Source organism: Cryobacterium sp. M91, assembly GCF_002929615.1.
In the GTDB taxonomy this organism is placed as follows: domain Bacteria; phylum Actinomycetota; class Actinomycetes; order Actinomycetales; family Microbacteriaceae; genus Cryobacterium; species Cryobacterium levicorallinum.
In genome coordinates this window covers 1-17,769 of sequence record NZ_PJJT01000080.1, presented here as the reverse complement: position 1 = coordinate 17,769, position 17,769 = coordinate 1, and the positions used below count along the sequence as shown (strand labels likewise).

19 protein-coding genes and 1 pseudogene are annotated in these 17,769 nt (G+C 61.5%); 13 read left to right on the top strand and 7 right to left on the bottom strand.

Features of this window, described 5'->3' with window-relative positions; translation table 11 throughout:
• Positions 1-183: 183 nt before the first annotated feature.
• A complete protein-coding gene (locus CXY80_RS19420) occupies positions 184-321 on the top strand; it encodes a hypothetical protein (RefSeq protein WP_158251594.1) in 138 nt (45 codons plus the stop codon).
• 111 nt (positions 322-432) lie between these two features.
• Positions 433-756 carry a ferredoxin gene (gene fdxA / locus CXY80_RS07140; protein ID WP_092453050.1) on the top strand — a complete coding sequence of 108 codons (324 nt, stop codon included), beginning with the start codon at positions 433-435 and terminating at the stop codon, positions 754-756.
• Between the two features lie 62 nt (positions 757-818).
• Here the strand turns inward: fdxA and CXY80_RS07135 are convergent, their stop codons facing one another.
• From CXY80_RS07135 to CXY80_RS07120, 4 genes are all read right to left on the bottom strand, one after another.
• Positions 819-1,151, bottom strand: coding sequence for a LuxR family transcriptional regulator (locus CXY80_RS07135; protein ID WP_104132082.1), 333 nt, complete (start codon positions 1,149-1,151; stop codon positions 819-821).
• Positions 1,152-1,272: 121 nt separating this feature from the next.
• A complete protein-coding gene (locus CXY80_RS07130; RefSeq protein ID WP_092453044.1) occupies positions 1,273-2,646 on the bottom strand; it encodes a glutamine synthetase in 1,374 nt (457 codons plus the stop codon).
• Between the two features lie 156 nt (positions 2,647-2,802).
• Entirely contained in the window at positions 2,803-3,108 is a 306-nt protein-coding gene (locus tag CXY80_RS07125; protein ID WP_134479347.1) for a hypothetical protein, read from the bottom strand.
• Positions 3,109-3,314: 206 nt separating this feature from the next.
• The gene (locus CXY80_RS07120) at positions 3,315-3,707 is read right to left on the bottom strand and encodes a VOC family protein (protein ID WP_104132080.1); all 393 of its coding nucleotides are present in this window, start codon (positions 3,705-3,707) and stop codon (positions 3,315-3,317) included.
• Between the two features lie 182 nt (positions 3,708-3,889).
• On the opposite strand from CXY80_RS07120, the gene CXY80_RS07115 reads away from it, so the two are divergent.
• On the top strand, positions 3,890-4,102 hold the full coding sequence (locus CXY80_RS07115) for a hypothetical protein (protein ID WP_092453038.1): 213 nt from the start codon (positions 3,890-3,892) through the stop codon (positions 4,100-4,102).
• A gap of 731 nt (positions 4,103-4,833) precedes the next feature.
• Here the strand turns inward: CXY80_RS07115 and CXY80_RS07105 are convergent.
• Positions 4,834-5,100, bottom strand: a complete 267-nt coding sequence (locus CXY80_RS07105) for a type II toxin-antitoxin system RelE/ParE family toxin (RefSeq protein WP_104132079.1) — start codon at positions 5,098-5,100, stop codon at positions 4,834-4,836.
• The gene (locus CXY80_RS07100) at positions 5,097-5,315 is read right to left on the bottom strand and encodes a TraY domain-containing protein (RefSeq protein WP_104132078.1); all 219 of its coding nucleotides are present in this window, start codon (positions 5,313-5,315) and stop codon (positions 5,097-5,099) included. The genes CXY80_RS07105 and CXY80_RS07100 overlap by 4 nt, the downstream gene beginning before the upstream one ends.
• 250 nt (positions 5,316-5,565) lie before the next feature.
• On the opposite strand from CXY80_RS07100, the gene CXY80_RS07095 reads away from it, so the two are divergent.
• The 10 genes and pseudogenes from CXY80_RS07095 (at position 5,566) to CXY80_RS07055 (ending at position 16,942) form a co-directional block, all read left to right on the top strand.
• Positions 5,566-5,901, top strand: a complete 336-nt coding sequence (locus CXY80_RS07095) for an N-acetyltransferase (protein WP_233195105.1) — start codon at positions 5,566-5,568, stop codon at positions 5,899-5,901.
• Positions 5,902-6,316: 415 nt separating this feature from the next.
• Positions 6,317-6,596 (top strand): annotated as a pseudogene (locus CXY80_RS20075) (IS21 family transposase); the annotation flags it as partial.
• A gap of 242 nt (positions 6,597-6,838) precedes the next feature.
• The gene (locus tag CXY80_RS07090) at positions 6,839-7,864 is read left to right on the top strand and encodes a LacI family DNA-binding transcriptional regulator (protein WP_104132077.1); all 1,026 of its coding nucleotides are present in this window, start codon (positions 6,839-6,841) and stop codon (positions 7,862-7,864) included.
• Between the two features lie 38 nt (positions 7,865-7,902).
• Positions 7,903-9,210: an extracellular solute-binding protein gene (locus tag CXY80_RS07085; protein WP_104132076.1), complete on the top strand. Its 1,308-nt coding sequence runs from the start codon at positions 7,903-7,905 to the stop codon at positions 9,208-9,210.
• Positions 9,211-9,221: 11 nt separating this feature from the next.
• Positions 9,222-10,175 (top strand): carbohydrate ABC transporter permease, encoded by a 954-nt coding sequence (locus CXY80_RS07080; RefSeq protein WP_104132075.1) that lies wholly within the window; start codon positions 9,222-9,224, stop codon positions 10,173-10,175.
• Position 10,176: 1 nt separating this feature from the next.
• Positions 10,177-11,046 carry a carbohydrate ABC transporter permease gene (locus CXY80_RS07075; RefSeq protein WP_104132074.1) on the top strand — a complete coding sequence of 290 codons (870 nt, stop codon included), beginning with the start codon at positions 10,177-10,179 and terminating at the stop codon, positions 11,044-11,046.
• A 7-nt stretch (positions 11,047-11,053) separates the two neighbouring features.
• A complete protein-coding gene (locus CXY80_RS07070) occupies positions 11,054-12,139 on the top strand; it encodes a glycosidase (protein ID WP_104132073.1) in 1,086 nt (361 codons plus the stop codon).
• 46 nt (positions 12,140-12,185) lie between these two features.
• Complete coding sequence (locus CXY80_RS07065) at positions 12,186-14,264, top strand: hypothetical protein (protein ID WP_104132072.1); 2,079 nt, start codon at positions 12,186-12,188, stop codon at positions 14,262-14,264.
• 70 nt (positions 14,265-14,334) lie between these two features.
• Complete coding sequence (locus CXY80_RS07060) at positions 14,335-16,119, top strand: alpha-glucosidase (RefSeq protein ID WP_369828652.1); 1,785 nt, start codon at positions 14,335-14,337, stop codon at positions 16,117-16,119.
• A gap of 409 nt (positions 16,120-16,528) precedes the next feature.
• Complete coding sequence (locus tag CXY80_RS07055; protein WP_134476899.1) at positions 16,529-16,942, top strand: hypothetical protein; 414 nt, start codon at positions 16,529-16,531, stop codon at positions 16,940-16,942.
• A 148-nt stretch (positions 16,943-17,090) separates the two neighbouring features.
• On the opposite strand, the gene CXY80_RS07050 is transcribed toward CXY80_RS07055, so the two are convergent.
• A partial coding sequence (locus CXY80_RS07050; RefSeq protein ID WP_146070696.1) for an IS3 family transposase occupies positions 17,091-17,769 on the bottom strand: 679 nt, incomplete at its 5' end.

Sequence of the window (17,769 nt, the reverse complement as noted above, 5' to 3'; positions counted from 1 at the left end):
CGGCGACCAGGCCCGCGATTCCGGTTGGTCGCACGAGGAATACCTTGCCGCGGTCCTCTCCCGCGAGGTGTCCGAACGAGAAAGGCTGCGCCGAACGCGACGAGCGCCAACCCCTTGTCGTAGCCGTTGGTCATGCCACTGAAGCTGCGGCCCTCATAGCTGGCTGCCGGCACCGAGATCACCGTGCACAATGCGACTCGCAAGGAGGACTACCCCATCCGGCAGAACTTCTCACAGCGGCAGATCGACATGCTGCTCGCGGGCGGACTCATTGCCTGGCTGAACGAGAGGAGCGCAAACCCGGCCCGCGATCGAGACTGAACCGTGCCGTTTGAAGGCCCGTCCCCAGCGGGCCCGACAGCGTGATCTGGATTTGATGACCCGGTTGTCGTAGGCTCAAAGTCATCTCTTCGTGAAGGGAGCCCTGCCACTGTGACGTACGTTATAGCTCTTCCCTGCGTCGATGTGAAAGATCGGGCCTGCATCGAAGAATGCCCGGTCGACTGTATTTATGAGGGCGAACGGATGCTCTACATCCACCCCGATGAGTGCATCGACTGCGGTGCCTGTGAACCGGTATGTCCAGTCGAGGCGATCTACTACGAGGATGACGTGCCGGAGCAATGGGCCAATTACTATAAGGCTAACGTCGAATTCTTCGACGGCATCGGCTCCCCGGGCGGGGCCGCCAAGGTGGGCACATTTGCCAAGGATCACCCCTTTATTGCTGTACTACCGCCGCAGGCTGCCGCCTGAGGCACCCCTTTCTCGATCGTGCACCCCCCGAACTCCTATGGGTCATCGATTTGGGGAACTCATCACCGAGTCTTTGCCGCCGTGAACAGTACCGCCGCGTCTTCTAATGCTTCGAGTGCGTGTCGACCCTCCGGCACGATCAGCAGATCGCCCGGTGAGCCGCTCCAGGAGTTCGCACCCGAGATGAGGACGACGCGTCCGTGCAGCACGAAAAAGGTCGCGTCACCGGGATTCTCATGCTCATCCACCTTGGCGCCCGCACGCAAGGCGATCACAGTCTGGCGGAGCGTGCGTTCGCTGCCTCCGTACACGGTCTTCGCACTTCGGCCGCTGCTGACCTGCCGGGCATGATCCAACTCGTGACGCACAAGAGCAGTCAACGACGACTTCATCATGAGGCACCTCTCTTCGCGCGGCACTGCGCTTGCTGATGTAATCCCCAGCATACTGTCGCCTCCAGACATTCCCATGTGGCGAGCGCGGCTACAGAAGCCGAATCCTCCGTCCCTTCTGTGATTAGATCGACCAGGCGAACCGGAACTTCTCTGGCAGTTGGTCGGCGTCGGCCGACCCGTAGTGATCGAGTTCCCAGCGTCGAACTGCAAGTACGGCCTGGATGATCTGAGGTCCGAGAATGTGGGCAGCGAGTTCGGAAGCGGCGAGAGCGTCGAGTGTTACTCCCAGAGCGGAGGGAAGCAGCACCGTCGCCGAGGCGAGTTGCTGCTCTTCGGTCTGGTCGGCCGGATTCGTGGTGACCTCCGCTGGAAGCGCCGTCGATGACCGGATGCCCTCGAGTGCGGCGCCGAGGATGACCGCGGTCGTCAGGTACGGGTTCGACGACGGATCGACAATCTTGACTTCGACGTTGGCGCCTTGCGGATTGCCGCGGGTGGCTTCGAGGAAACGAACCGCCGCCCCGCGATTCTCCCGGCCCCAGCAGGCATATGCGCCCGAAAAGACTCGGGGCCGCAACCGCGCCCCCGAGAGGATCGATCCACCGAGAATGCCCTGGATACCGGGGAGTGCGGCGATCACCCCGGCGATGGAAGACGCTCCATCGGTGGTCATGCCGTGGGGTCCGTCGCCGCCGGAAAAGAGAGGTTCCCCATTGCGGCTGAACGAATAATGGACGTGCGCCGCATTCCCGCCGCCCCCGCTGATAGGGACGGGCGAGAAAGATGCCCGCAGGTTGTGTTTGCGCGCCAGCCTCCCTGTGATCAGGCGGGCGAGAACTACCCCATCGGCCGCCTGAAGTGGTGTGGCCGGTGGCAGCGAGAACTCAACCGTGGAGGGAAAGAACTTGGCGTGTAGTTGCTCGAGCGGGATTCCGGCGGCGGCGGTGGCGGAGAGCAATTCGGTGATGAATGCCTCGTGGTCGAGTACCGGACCGAGACCGTAGGGTGTCCAGCCCGCGCGTGGGAGCGGGGTTCCGTCCGCGGCGGTGATGGTGAACTCGATCTCGTGCCCCACGAGCGCCTCAAGCCCGGCTTCCTCGATGTCGTGTTGGATGCGGCGAAGCCGCCCCCTCGGATCGATGGCGAGTGGTGCGCCGTTCTGGTCAAAGATCTCCGTTGGTGCCCAAGCGAGACCTTCATCGAGGATTCGGAGAGCGTCGAGATCGAGTCTCAGTCTCATATCGCCGACGACGCCGAGGTCGGGTGTGAATGCAATGCCGCCGTCGATGCAGAAGATGTTCCACACCGGCGGGGCGCCGAGACCGGATGAAGCGAACGTTGCCAGTCGATGAACCGGGATGGTCTTGGCCAGGTAGATGCCGGCTGGGTTCGCCAGCGTTCCTACGATGATGCCGACGCCGGCTTCGGAGAGCCGTTCGGCCACATCGTCAATCCGGCTGTCGCTGAACTCGGGGAGAATAGACTCTGTCGCCATACCGACATGCTGGCAGGAATGAGCGTTGTTAGGAAATTCACCTGGACGCTCGGCCGCGGGTCCCAACGGGTGAGTGAGTGCTGGTCGGGAACTGGCGCACAGGCGGAACCCTCTGCGGGACCTGCTACGTCCCGGTGATTGACTCGCTGGTTGTCGTCAGTCGCTCGTCCACATGGAGTCGATAAGGCCGGCATGCGACGATTTAGTGGGATCGGAATCGAATTTGGCTCCTGGATATTCCAAGACAATCCAGTCGGATTGATGGCCGTTATCGCCAAGTGTTTCCGCGAATTTCTCCGCGTCGTTCGGCGACGCAAAACGGTAAATCGAAATTTCTTCTGACCGTACCGCCGCTATGCAGGCGTCGTTTGTGGCACAGGCGTCGGCGGTAATGTCGCGTGGATCCGTCATGGGAAGGTCAGCCTGCGCCGTGAAAACAGCCACCACATCATCGACCCCCATAGTCGACCGAGGCTCCAGCACCGCCTGACACCCGCTCATGGTCAAGGCAATCGGAACAACGGTTAAGACTCGAGCTGCCCTGGCTATCCTCATGACTGCATGGTCCCACACACCGCTCGGCCGTAGGCACATCCGCCCCGTGCATGGTCCAAGACCGGCCTTGATCCAGTTCCACAGGGGAACCCTGAGTGGGAATGCGTTGGTGCTCAGGGTTCGCCCACAACTTCGACCTTGAAGCCTGCTTCATTTGCAAGATACGCGGCGTAGTGGTCGAGGCCTCCAGCGTGGGGGTAGCGATCCGCGTACAGCGATTTCCAGCCGTTGTCCGCTGCTGCACCCAGGATGTGGTCAACGTCGGCCTCGGATCCTCCATGAAGCGCGAGGTGGTTGATTCCCGGCAGCCTTCGGTCGTGTACGCCACCAGAGAGGGCTGGCGGTCGCGTGGTCACGATGTAGACGTCCCCGCATCGCCAGGAGGTACCATTGTCCCACTCCTGGTCGACGGACCATCCGAGTTCCACGAGAAGCCAGCCCCAGGACATGCGAGCGCTGTCCAGGTCTGCGACCCAAATCTCAATGTGATGCACACCAATGACCATATCGCTATCGTTCCACGAGCCTTGAGGGTCTTTTCCCGCAAGGGAACGGCGGATTCACCCCCTTGCGGGACAGCGGGTCAAGGCAATTTACAATGGCGTCGGAAAGCGCGCGGATTGCAACCGATGCGCGCCGCATGTCAATTCACGGTTGACAAATGCGCCAGTCAATCTATGATTGACACATGGTTCACGACAATCCGGCCCTAAAATCTCGGGCAGCATTCACCGCTACATTTATCGCGCTTGCTTCCGTCGGCATCGCCCTTTCCACGCTTCTCGTTGCTTCCATTGTGATCAAGGTCCTATTACTCGTCGTCGTCGCGTTGCTGCTCGGCGCAGCTGGGGCTTCCCTGGCAGTAGTAGTCGCGCGCGCCAAGCCACCCCGCGACCAATGAATGAAGAACCCGAGCAGACCGACGACGGCCTGCGCCGCGCCCTGTCAGATGCAATTGCGTCAGTCGACCCAACTCTGGCGGGGCGCCTTGAACACGAGCCCGACTCCTATCTTGACCTCATTGATCTGACATCCCGGAGCGCTGAGGAAATAGCCCAGCTTTTGCAGTTTGCAGTCGCATCCGCTCGTCAGGCGAGCGTGAGCTGGGAGCGCATCGGGCAGCAACTTGGCATGAGTCGACAAGCAGCCCAGCAGAGATTCGGTCGGGTTCTCGACAACACCGACGTCCATTCTTCTGACGAGAAACGTCGACTCTATCCCTTGACGGCGTTTGACGAGATGGACGCGCTAGCCGAAGCTGGACGCACTGGGTGGCATTCAATTAGCTACGGAATGTACTTCCACGACGTCATCCAATCTAATGAGCAATGGGAACACCTCCGAGTCGTGGCATTCGGATCCAGCCGACACCGATTAGAGGGTGAAGGATGGCACCGAATAGGAACAATGTGGTTTCCATGGGCCTACTACGCTCGTCCCACGGGAAAGCCCATTGAAGCAGACGGTTCGCCCGCTGATCCACCGCCTAGCCGAACTTCGGTTCCAAGGTGAGCACCTGGCCGTGATCTTGGCGCCGGTCGTCCTCTGCCCGCATGGGGAACCCTCTGCGGGACACGTCTCGTTTCGCTGGCAATATCGAACTTGGCGCGTCGAGCGGCGCCGCTGCTGTGTTTAGAGCCTGTTGTAGACCTCGCGACGATGTGCAACCTCGACAATGAGGATGAGGATTTGATCGTCGTCAATATTTGTGAGGATTCGGTAGTCGCCGACCCGGTAACGCCAGAATTCTTCGTTAACGAGCTTTTTACCGAGCTGGCGCGGATTGTCTAGTACGGAAAGCTTCTGCTCAAGAAAATCACGAATCCGTTTCGCGGCGACCGAGTCGAGTTTCCTGACCTGCTTCGCTGCCTTCGGGGTGAATCTGATCGTGTAGCTCACACAGGCCAGACCATATCGGCGAGGTCAATGGCGTCGTCGTTGGACTGAGTGAATTCCTCGAGCGCATCCTTGGCCAAGAGATAGTCTTCGTTCTCGTCCAGATACTGGGTCAATGCTTCGGTCGCATAAAACGTTTTCGACCGCCCAGTGCGCTCCGACAGATATTGCAGGCGATGATCCGTTTCATCGTCAACGCGGAGATTGATTTGCGGCATATGGCATCCCTCCTCAGAGTGCTATACAAATATAGCATCAGATGGGGTCGCATAAACCGAATCTGCTGCGACCAGGAATCGTTGGCCGGCGACACTTGTCTGGAAGAATTGACGGATGACTGTGACCCTTCAGCGAATCCTCACCAGCGAGTTCCCAGCGTGGTTGGACCGCAGCTGCACCGAATACGTAAGTGATTTGGTTACCCAGGGTGGATCGCATGAGGAAGCTCAACGCAGAGCCGTCGAGAGCATGGCTCGTTTGTTCCCGGATGGTGCTCCGAGCCCTGGCAATGAGGTCTTTCACGTCATGAACAAGGCGGGTGCCGCAGTGGGATACCTGTGGATCGGACAGGACGTCAGCGCCGATCCAGGGGCGTGGTGGGTCTGGGACGTTGTCATCAACGTTGACCAGCGTGGTCAGGGTTTCGGGAGAGCGGCAATGCTCCTCGGCGAGGAATACGCACACTCACACGGAGCGCAGTCTCTCGGCCTGAGCGTCTTCGGATTCAACACCGGCGCCCGGGGGCTTTACAACTCGCTTGGGTACGAAACAACTTCGGTGAAGATGCTCAAGAAGCTCACCTGAGCGTTCCGAAAGAGATAGCGAGCCGCATGACTCCAACTGCCACCTTCGTACTGGTCACCCTCGGCGTGATGGCGATGTCCGTTGCTATTGCCGGATGGCGTCGCTGCAGGGCAACGGCCCGAGATAGGCGCCCGTAAACGGAACCCTCAACGGGACGCTTCAGTATATGATTTCGGGATTTCGGTGGTCTGTGGCGGCGTTCTGTGCTCGCTATTTGGCGCATCGACTTGGTTTTCTGCGTTGGCTCAGAGTGGGTAGTCAGCGTCTTGTCGCCCGTGGGTTGCGAGGCGTCTCGTCGGTCGATCTGCGGTTGCATAAGTAGCGATTTCGAGCGCGTGATGGTGAATCGTTGCGCTTGGACCGCTCTGAGCCGGTAGTTCAGATGACGCTGTTCGGTGACCGTGACTGGCCGCCGACAGTCCGTCTGGCGTTGTCATAAGCTGAGCCGCCGGAGCGGAAGGTGCGGGTTCGCACGGCGCCACGGTTGGATGCGCTCGAGGGCGCCATCGACGAGATGCTCCGCGCAAGCAGGGTCATACCGCGCGCCGGGTTTTCGCGCGGCTTGCAGACGGGCATGCTGCGGCCGACCTGTCGTAATTTCGACGGTCCGCAATTACGTCCGCAGTCGTCAACCCGAGATCGATGTCGAAGCTGGCCGGCTCCCGAAGGTGTTCGTTCCTCATGAGGATACGCCCCCGCGCCGATAGCTTACCTAGGGTGGCCTCGATCTAGCCTGAGCCAACCCCTATGGGTCAGCCTCGGTGTGTCTCCCGGGCGGCGACTTGACTCCCCGGTCTTTAGCGAGCTGTGACGGTAGGTGCCCGACCCGATCATTTGTGCACTCTTGACGTTTGGCACCGGACCCGGTTAGAGTCGGGTTCACTGAACCGGTTCAGTGAACCTAGTCACTGGCCTGTCGTTGCAAGGAGGCAGACGTATGGCGGTCACGATCAGCGACGTTGCTCGTGCGGCCGGCGTGAGCAAGGGGGCCGTCTCTTATGCGCTCAACGGACGGCCGGGCGTCAGCGACGTGACCCGCCAGCGCATCATGGAGGCAGCTAGACAGCTCGGGTGGAAGCCGAGCCTGCGCGCCAAGGGGTTCTCCTCATCGAAGGCCTTTGCGTTAGGGCTCGTCGTCGCTCGTGATCTGAAGCTGTTGGGCACAGACCCGTTCTTTCCCGCCTTTATCGCCGGCATCGAATCCACCCTGGTCGAGCATGAATACACTCTGGTCCTCACCATAGCCACCGATTCCGACGCGGAGGAGCGCAGCTACCGCAAGCTCGTCGAAGGTGGACGAGTGGATGGTGTGATCCTCACCGACATGCGAAACGACGATTCCAGGATTGCCCTCCTCCAGGAACTCAAGCTTCCCGCAGTCACGCTGGAGCGTTCGGATACACCCTCCCCGTTTCCTGCCCTGCGCACGGATGACACGGACGCAATCACGGACGCTGTCGACCATCTCATCAGATTGGGGCACACCCGCATCGCCCATGTCGGCGGAGCGCAGGCCTACGTTCACGGCCGCAGCCGACGTCTTGCGTGGGAAAGGGCACTTTCCGCGGCCGGGTTACCAGCTGACCTCTTCGTCGACGCCGATTTCACCGCGCCCGGGGGGATCGCCGCCACCGAAACCCTGCTGCGCCGGCCGGATCGACCCACCGCTATCGTGTACGCCAACGACCTGATGGCCACCGCTGGGCAGTCGTTCGCCCAGACCCACGGGTTTACCGTGCCCGATGACCTATCTATTACCGGCTTCGACAATGCCGAATTTGCCCAGTATCTCAATCCACCGCTGACCACGATCTCGTCTGACCCGCTTAGGTGGGGTCGGTTGGCCGCCACGGTGCTGCTGGACCAGATCGCCGGCACCCACGACGGGCAGGACATCGTTCTTCCCCCACCCAAGCTTCTGGTCCGAAGCTCTACCGGACCGGTCAGATTCGTTTCGACCTAACACCCTGCACCAACACAGTTACCTTCCGAGGAGATGCAATGAAGCGTTCAAAAATCACTGCCCGCCGACTTACCATGACGGCCGTCGCCGTGGCGGGCACCATCGTCCTGGCAGCCTGCAGTAGCGGGGGGAGCGACAGCAAGGACGCGAGCGGAGCACTCACCGCGACCGGTCCGATCAAGGTCTGGTACTCCAACAACGAATTTGAAGTCCAGTGGGCCGAGAAAATGGTGGCCGACTGGAACGCCGCCAACCCGGATGAGCAGGTCACCGGCCAGCAAATCCCGGCCGGCAAGAGCAGTGAGGAAGTCATCGGCGCCGCCATCACCGCTGGCAACGCCCCCTGCCTGGTCTTCAACACCGCCCCGGTGGCCGTGCCTCAGTTCCAGAAACAGGGCGGCCTGGTGGCATTGGATTCCTTCCCGGATGGTGCCGACTACCTCGCGGAGCGCACTGGGGACCTAGCCGGCCAGTACCAGTCGAGCGACGGCAAGACGTACCAGATGCCGTGGAAATCGAACCCGGTGGTGCTGTTCTACAACAAGGACATCTTCACCGCGGCAGGTCTGGACGCTGAGAACCCGCAGCTGGCCACTCAGGCTGAATTCCTCGACACCGCACGGGCACTGGTGGAATCCGGCGCCGTACAGAACGCCATCTGGCCTTCCCCGGCCAGTGACTTCTTCCAGTCGTGGTTCGACTTCTACCCGTTCTATGCGGCCAACTCTAATGGTGCCTCACTGGTTGAGGACGGCAAGGCTACTTTCGACAGCGAAGCGGGCAAGCAGGTGGCCACAATGTTCGAGACCCTTTACCAGGAGAACCTGGCTTCCAAAGAGGTGTACCAGGGCGACTCCTTCGCCGAGGGCAAGTCGGCCATGTCGTTGGCCGGTCCGTGGGCCATCAATGCTTACAAGGACGCGGTCAACTGGGGCGCCGTCGCGATCCCCGGTGCCGAGGCGCAGGATGACGGCTATACCTTCTCAGACGCCAAGAACATCGGTCTGTATTCCGCCTGCGAGAACCAGGGGACGGCTTGGGAGGTGCTGAAGTTCGCCACAAGTGAGGAGCAGGACGGAAGTCTTCTGGCGCTCACTGGACAGATGCCGATGCGTGAAGACCTGACCAGCACCTACGCTGACTACTTCGCCGCGAACCCGGCGTATGGGCAGTTCGCCGACCAGGCTGCGCGCACCGTTGAGGTGCCCAACGTTTCCAACTCGGTCGAGGTCTGGCAGACTTTTCGCACGGCCTACGCAGCATCCGTGGTCTTCGAAAACGAAAGCATTGACGAGGCCTTTCAAGATGCAGCCGAAAAAATTGACCAACTCGTAGCGCAGAACTAACGGCGATTCCCATGTCACTCCGCACCGTCCAAGACAACCCGGTCGGGGTGACGGCAAACCGGAAGCTGACGCGCCTCAGGAAGAGAACATCTCTCCTGGGCCGTCAGCCGCTGGGCCTGCTGTTCAGCGCACCGTATGTGGTGTACATCCTCGGGGTCCTGGCGTTCCCCCTCGGCTATGCCGTTTACATCTCATTCCACGATTACTTCTTCACCGCCCCCGGGGTGCAGGTGGACCGGCCGTTCGTCGGCTTGGACAACTACGTCACGATCCTGTCCGACCCGGCCGTGCAACGCTCTTTCCTCAACATCCTGATTTTTCTGGTCATCAACGTTCCGCTCACGGTCGGCTTGTCGCTGATCCTGGCCAACGCCCTCAACCGGGTGACGAAGTTGCGGACGTTCTTTCGTGTGAGCTACTTCGTGCCCTACGTCACGGCCAGTGTCGCCGTCGTCGGCGTGTGGCTGTTCCTGTTCCAGGAGAACGGTCTGGTCAACGCCCTGCTCGGTCCGTTGGCCCCCGACCCATCCTGGCTGGTCAGCTCCTGGCTGGCGATGCCCACCGTCGCGCTGTATGTGACCTGGAAACAGCTGGGATTCTTCATCCTGCTATATCTGGCCGCGCTGCAGAACATCCCAGAAGAACACTACGAATCCGCCTCCGTGGACGGCGCAAACAAGTGGGCACAATTCTGGAACATCACCGTCCCCGGCGTGCGCTCGGCCAGCGTACTGGTCACCCTCCTCGCCACTATTACCGGTGCCAATCTGTTCACGGAGCCCTACCTGCTCACCGGAGGCGGCGGGCCGGACGGCGCATCCAGCTCTCCGGTATTCCTGATGTACCAAAAGGGGATCCTTCAGGGAAACCCGGATATTGCGGCCGCACTGGGCGTCGTGCTGGTGCTCGGCGTCCTGCTGGTCGCCCTGATTCAGAAACGCCTCGTCGGCGGAAAGGAGGACTGAAATGGCTCGGATCAAGTCTCACCAGGAAAAAACTGAGAAACGCCGGAACCTGACAGTTGGCAGCTTTCTGCTGCTCGCCGTCGGCGCCTTCGTATTCCTCTTCCCGTTCTACTACATGCTCATCGGTTCACTGCAGGCCTCACCAGACACGTCGGTAGCCGGTGCCTTTCCCAATCCAGCCAATCTCAGTTTGGAAAACTACACCGAGATCAACGACCGGATCAGTCTGCTGACCGGTCTGATGAACTCGGGCATTTTCACCGGCGGCGTCATCCTGTGCACCGTAGTGTTCGGCCTCCTGGTGGGCTACGCCCTGGCGCAGATGCAGTTCCGGGGCCGGGGCGTGGTATTCGGCATGATGCTGCTGGTACAGATGATCCCGTTCCAACTGCTGCTCATCCCACTGTACGTGATGATTGCGCGCGACTACGGCCTCGCCGACAGCTACCTCGGCATGATCCTGCCGTTCGCCATCAACTCCACCGCGGTATTCGTATTCCGGCAATATTTCCTACAGCTGCCCGCGAGCCTATTCGAGGCGGCCCGGATCGATGGCGCCAGCGAGCTTCGGATTCTGTGGCAGATCGCCATCCCGCTGGTGCGCCCGGCCATCGTCACGGCCATCCTGTTGACCTTCATCGGCCCCTGGAACGAGTTTCTCTGGCCATTCCTTATCACGAAAGATGCGGCCCTTCAGCCGCTGGCCGTGTCACTAGCCAACTACATCTCCAACATCGCGGCGACAGCCTCCAATCCGTTCGGGGCAATTCTGGCCGGCGCCTGTGTGCTCGCAGCACCCGCCATCGCGTTGTTCATTTTCTTTCAGCGTCAATTCATTTCCACCAATCTCGGATCCAGCGTAAAGGGCTAACTGACTCATGAACTCCGCACCAACATCTGCATTGCCAACCGTTCCGTTTACGCTCACCCGCGCCGGCGTCATCATGACGCCGGAAGAGGGCAACGACCTCGAAGCCGAAGGTGTGCTGAACCCTGCCAGCGGCCGTGGCCCCGACGGCGTGCTCTACCTCCTGCCGCGGCTAGTGGCCAAGGGAAACGTCTCCCGGGTAGGGATCGCCAGGATCATCATCAGTGACGACGGCGTACCCTCCGGCGTCGAGCGCGAAGGCATCGTGCTCGCCCCCGACGAGGGCTGGGAACGCGGCCGGAATAACGCCGGCACCGAAGACCCGCGCGTCACCTGGGTGCCGTCCCTTGGCAGACACCTGATGACGTACGTGGCGTACGGACCGATGGGGCCGCGCCTGGCCTTCGCCTACTCCGAGGATCTGCGCACCTGGGAACGCCTCGGCCCGTGCCTGTTCGAGTACAAGGCCGAGCTGTCCCTAGACCTAAACCTGTTTCCGAACAAGGACGCGGTGTTCTTCCCCGAGCCGGTGAACGACCCAGATGGCTTCCTGTCCTACGCGATGCTGCACCGGCCCATGTGGGACCTGGGCTGGATCCGCGAAGGCGAGGGTGAGCACCTGCCCGCCGGCCTCACCGACAACCGCCCCGGCATCTGGATCTCCTACGTCGCCGTGGCCGACGTGCAGGCGGATATCCGCAACCTGGTGCACATGGGCAAGCACAAGCTCGTCGCCCTGAGCGAGTATCCGTTCGAGGCGCTCAAGATCGGCGGTGGGCCGGCGCCAATCCGGGTCGACGAGGGCTGGCTGCTAATCCACCACGGTGTCGCTGGGGCGCTGGAGAAATCGGCGTTCGACCATCAGCAGAAGGTCAACTACGCCGCGGGCGCCATGATTCTCGACGCCGATGACCCGTCCATCGTGATCGCCCGCACTGACAAGCCACTGCTGGCACCCGAAACCGAGGACGAAATTTCTGGCATCGTGCCAAACGTGGTATTTCCAACAGCGATCGAAAAGATCGCCGGCCAGCTATTCGTGTTCTACGGAATGGCCGATTCCAAGATCGGTATCGCCAAACTCGACCGCGTTTAGGTCTCATTGATCTGATCCCACCCATGACCCTAACAAGGAGAGGCACATGACGCACGACCATGTTCGTCGAAGACTGATATCCATGCCGGTGGCCCTCGCTGCCGCGCTATCGATGCTCCTGGCGGGTGCGAGCGCCGCGGCCGCGGTACCCGCGTCAGCGCTCGCCCACGGCTCGCCAACGTCGACGGCGCCCCTGACCAATCTGGCGCATCTGAACTTTCTGCTCGACACCGTGCAGCTCACGGCGGTCGAGGGACACACCACCTACCGGCTTGACGAGAATCCTAAGGTCCTGGCTCCATGGACCTATGCGGACAACAGCAAAGGCAGGTACACGCGCGTCGGCGGCGGTTCGCTGGACCCGGTGACCGGCCACTGGAGCCAGGGCGCCTACAACGCGGACGATATCTCCCGCACCGCCGTCGTCTACCTGCGGCACTGGCAACAGACCGGCGATGAGACCAGCCGGGAGTACGCATTCCAGACTCTTCGCTCGCTCACCTACCTGCAGACCACGACCGGCCCCAACGTCGGCAACGTAGTGCTCTGGCAGCAGACGGATGGCAGCCTGGCGCCCAGTGCGACACCCGTCGAACTGCCAGACCCGAGCGACTCGGCCGAATCCTATTGGTTGGCGCGCACGGTGTGGGCACTGGGAGAGGGATACGCCGCGTTCAAGTCGGCCGACCCGGAGTTCGCCGCCTTCCTGCAAGACCGCCTGCACCTAGCGCTCGCCTCCCTGAACGAGCAATCGCTGGCCGAATATGGCAACTATGACGTGGCCGACGGCGTGAAGGTCCCGGCCTGGTTGATCGCGGGTGGGGCGGATGCCTCGGCCGAGGCCGTGCTCGGACTTGTCGCATATGCCAGCGCAGAACCGACCGACGCCATCGCCACCACGGCACTGACTCAGCTGACCGAGGGCATCGCCGCGATGTCGTCCGGATCGGTCAACCAGTGGCCGTTCGGTGCCATCCTTCCGTGGAACAAGTCACAGACGCTTTGGCACGCCTGGGGCGGAATGGCTCCGGCCGCCGTCGCCACGGCCGCCGACGTGCTGGACCGGCCTGACCTGCTGACGGCGGCTATCAAGGATGCCGCGCAGTTCACCCCACAGCTCCTGGCAGCCGGTGGAGCGGACAACGCATGGACGCCGACGCCCGGTGAATCGCAGATTGCCTACGGGATTGACTCACGAGTGCAAAGCTTGGTCGCCACCGCACAGGCCACCGACGCTCCTGGACTGCTGGACATCGCCGCCATCACGGCAAGCTGGTACTTCGGAGCCAACCGCAGCGGCGCCCCGGCCTACAACCCCGCCACTGGAACGGCCGTCGACGGAATCGAACGGGACGGACGGGTCAACCCGAATTCCGGCGCTGAATCCACAATCCATGCGCTGCTCTCCATGCTGATCCTCGACGCGAATCCGGCTCTCAAGGCCAAGGCGCTGGGGATCAATGAGACCGTCTCCACCAACGGCCTGAGCGTCATGGAGGCTGAATCCGGCACCATCACCGGCAGCGGATCCGTCGTGACGCCCGCTTCGGCATGGACCGGGGAGTCCAACTGGTCAGGCGGTGCCTACGTGGGGCTGGATGCCGGGGACACGCTGTCGATTCCGGTGCCGGCCGCCGACCAGGCCCGGAACATCTACCCGATCGTGAACCAGACGGTTGAACTGGCCGGGAGCACGGCCTGGACTGCCGGGAAGAGCATCGATCTGGGCAGCACGCCCAACGGCGGTGCCGGCGCCCAAGGCATCACGGACGCACCGGGAAGGATCTTCCCGTTCTCGCTGGAACGCACCCTCGCCGCCGGTGCCACCTCGATCGTCGGCCATAGCGATGGGACGGCCTCCGTGGACGCACTCCTCATCCAGCCGCTGATCTCTTCCGTCGCCGTCACCGGATCCGGTGGGGACTCCACCCTGTACGTGAGCGCGGCCAACGACATCATCGTCTGGAAGAGCGAAGTGCCGCGGGGCTACCTGCTGGAACAGCAGGCGTTCGACGCTACCGGTAAGCTCCTGGCCGCGGGTCACAACAGTAACGGGGCGGACCGCTCGGGCCGGGTATCCGTTGGCGCCGGCGGGTTCACACTGGTGACGCTGGTTCAGAAGTAGCTCCTGCCCACGTCAGCGAGGCCGCTGCCCAACCGGGTGGCGGCTTCTCTCGTTCCCCAATCGGAGCCCCATGAACAACAGTAAGCCAGGCCAGTTAGGCACCGGTAGCGATTCCGACGACAGCACTGACGACATGCCGTGGTGGCAATCGTCGGTCGTGTACCAGATCTACCCCCGCAGCTTCGCCGATTCGAACGGAGACGGAATCGGCGACCTGCGCGGCATCATCGCGCATCTCGATCACCTGGAGCGGCTCGGTGTCGATATCATCTGGCTCTCCCCGATTTACGCATCGCCACACGACGACAACGGCTACGACATCAGCGATTATCGGGCCATCGACCCGGTCTTCGGTACGCTGGCGGATTTCGACGTGCTCGTGGCAGAAATTCATCGCCGCGGCATGACGCTGCTCATGGATCTGGTCGTCAATCACACCTCGGACGAACATCCGTGGTTCGTTGAATCCGCCTCGAGCCGCGACAACCCCAAGCGCGACTGGTACTGGTGGCGGCCGACGCGCCACGGGGCTACCGCGGGAGAACCCGGTGCGGAACCGACTAATTGGGGGTCTTTCTTTTCGGGTTCGGCCTGGGAATTCGACAAGGATTCCGGCGAGTACTACCTGCACCTGTTCTCCCGCAAACAGCCGGACCTCAACTGGGAGAATCCCGAGGTGCGAGAAGCCGTGTACGAGATGATGCGGTGGTGGCTCGACCGCGGGGTCGACGGTTTCCGCATGGATGTCATTAATCTCATCTCGAAGGATTCGACGCTTCCCGACGGAGTCTGTGCACCTGGGCAGCGTTACGCCGACGGATTCCCGCATTATGGTTACGGCCCGAGGATCCACGAATTCCTCCACGAGATGCACGAGTGTGTCTTCGCCGGCCGTGTCGGTCAGTTTCTCGCTGTTGGGGAGATGCCGGGAGTGACCGTTGGCCAGGCGCGGCTATTCACCGACCCGGCTCGGCGTGAACTTGACATGGTCTTCCAGTTCGAGCATGTCGGCCTCGATCATGGCCCTTCCGGGAAGTGGGATCCGCGCCCCCTGGACGTGCGTGAACTCAAAGCATCTTTTGCCAGATGGCAGGATGGCCTGGCCGAGGTCGGTTGGAACAGCCTGTACTGGAACAACCACGATCAGCCTCGGGCGGTGAGCAGGTTTGGCGATGATGGTCCTTACTGGGCCGAGTCGGCAACCATGCTTGCGACGGTGTTGCACCTGCAACGAGGAACACCGTATGTCTACCAAGGCGAAGAGCTCGGGATGACCAACGTTCCGTTCAGGGGAATATCGGACTTTCGTGACATCGAGTCGCTGAACTACTTCGCAGAGGCGGTCGACCAGTTGGGCGAGGAACCGGAGAAGGTGCTCCGCGGCATCCGGCACATCAGTCGTGACAATGCGAGAACTCCAGTCCAGTGGAGCGACGAACCGCAGGCCGGCTTTACGGCTGGCTCGCCCTGGATCGGGGTGAATCCAAATTATCCGACCATCAATGCCCGGTCGCAGCATGGTCGGGCAGGATCGATCTTTGAGTACTACCGTGCCCTCATAGCGCTACGCCATACCGAACCGGTCATTGCACGTGGTGCATTCGAAATGCTGTGTCCGGAGCATCCGGTGCTCGTAGCTTTTACTCGTACCCTGGATGATCGGGAGTTGCTCGTGTTGGCCAACTTTGGCGACGCATCCCTAGAGGTTGGTAAGTTACCGGGTCCCATATTGCCGAACGCAGACGTGTGGCGAACGGCGCTGACAGTAATCGACAACTACCCGGCGAAGGAAGGCGTAGACAATCTGATTCTCTCTCCATGGCAGGCACGGGTACTGACGCGCCAGCTCAACTGACCAAGCACCGATCTCAAGGTCTAGTCATTCAGTCGCGGGCGTCGTGATCCCTGCCGGTGCTCACTTTCAGCTAGGCCCAGATGGCTGCACGAACTGACCCTGTCACCGCATCGTCCTATAAGCCGAACGCGCACCGATCGCGTGGAAGGGTGATTCCTCAAGTCGATTCGCTGAGCGAGTTGCGCGCAAAGGGAACCCCCTGCGGGACGCCGAGTTTTCTAGTGATGTTGAGCCGCCGCGCCACGACCGCTACGCTCGCGCTGGAGGTCCCGGAGCTTGGCGCTCGTTCGCCTTGATTAAAAGCGCCTTTGGACCCTTGGAGTTGGCCACCCGGCCTGAGCGATAACGAGTTGTCATCCTACGACTCTGTAGTGCTCCATTCTGCGCGCCGTAATGCCACACTCGTTTCATGACTTCCCATATTCGGTTGAAAAGTCGCCTCGGATTAGTGCTTCCCGCGGTGGCCATTGTGGTCGTTACTTGGCTTGTATTCTGGATGGCGCAAGGATTCCCCACGGCGTGTAACCTCATGGGTCCCTGCTCTGGCCGCGCTGTGCGGGTGGCGCCCGCTCTGCTTTTCGGCGGGATGATGCTTGCACCGTTGGCGGCAGTGATTCTCATGTCCGTCGTTCGCTCACCGGTGGGTTGGCTCGTCCGACTGTCCTATGTCGCCCTCGTGCTGCTCGCGGTTGTCGGGTACGTCGTTATCAGCTTCAGCGGAGGGTTCAGCGTTGATGCGGCATTCCTCGCTGGTCTTCTCGGAACGTTCAGGACGGCACTGCTCGCCTATGTGGGAATCATTGCCCTTCGACGCGAGACTTGAGCAGCTACGCTTCCAAGCCGGGACCAGGCTGCTAAGCCCTCTATCCGCAACGACATCGTGTAGGTGCCCTGCCGATTCCCGGCGCCACGCGGCGCGCCATCCGCGGCGGTGCGTTGGTCTGGCCTTGCCCCCGGTTAGTGGACACGGGTTAAGCGGCGAGTTGAACTTCCGCGGTCTGTGACGAGTATTGCAGTTCGAAGTCGACGGGACTGACATCTCCGATTGAGGAGTGCCGGCGCCGACGGTTGTATCGGTCCTCGATCCAGGCTCCGACTTCCCGAGTAGCGCGGTCGCGGGTGGGCCACACTCGGCGGTAGTAGAACTCGGTTTTCAGCGTCGCGAAGAAGCTCTCGGCCATCGCGTTGTCCCAGCAAATACCGGTCAATTCCATCGAGCGTATGATGCCATTCTTGATCGCGAATGCGGTGATCTGGGCCGAGGCATATTGGGTGCCACGGTCGCTGTGAAAGATGACCTGCGCCGGCCTGTCTCCGCGCAGCGTCATGGCCATCACGAGGGCATTCTCGATCAGATCGGTCCGCATGTGGGCGGCGATGGCCCAGCCGATGACCCGGCGGCTGTGTGCGTCGATCACCGTCGCCAAGTAGACCCACCCCTCCCAAGTCCTCAGATAAGTGATGTCACCGACCCAGACCTGGTTCAGGGCCCCGGTATCCCATTCCCGCTTGACCGCGTCGATCGGGTACGCGTCGGCGTGGTCAATGATCGTGGTGGTCCTCCACTTCTTCGGGCAGATGCCCACCAATCCGAGTCGTTGCATGGCCTTAGCGACGGTCTTGCGCGAGATGGTCTCCCCGTCGGCGCGG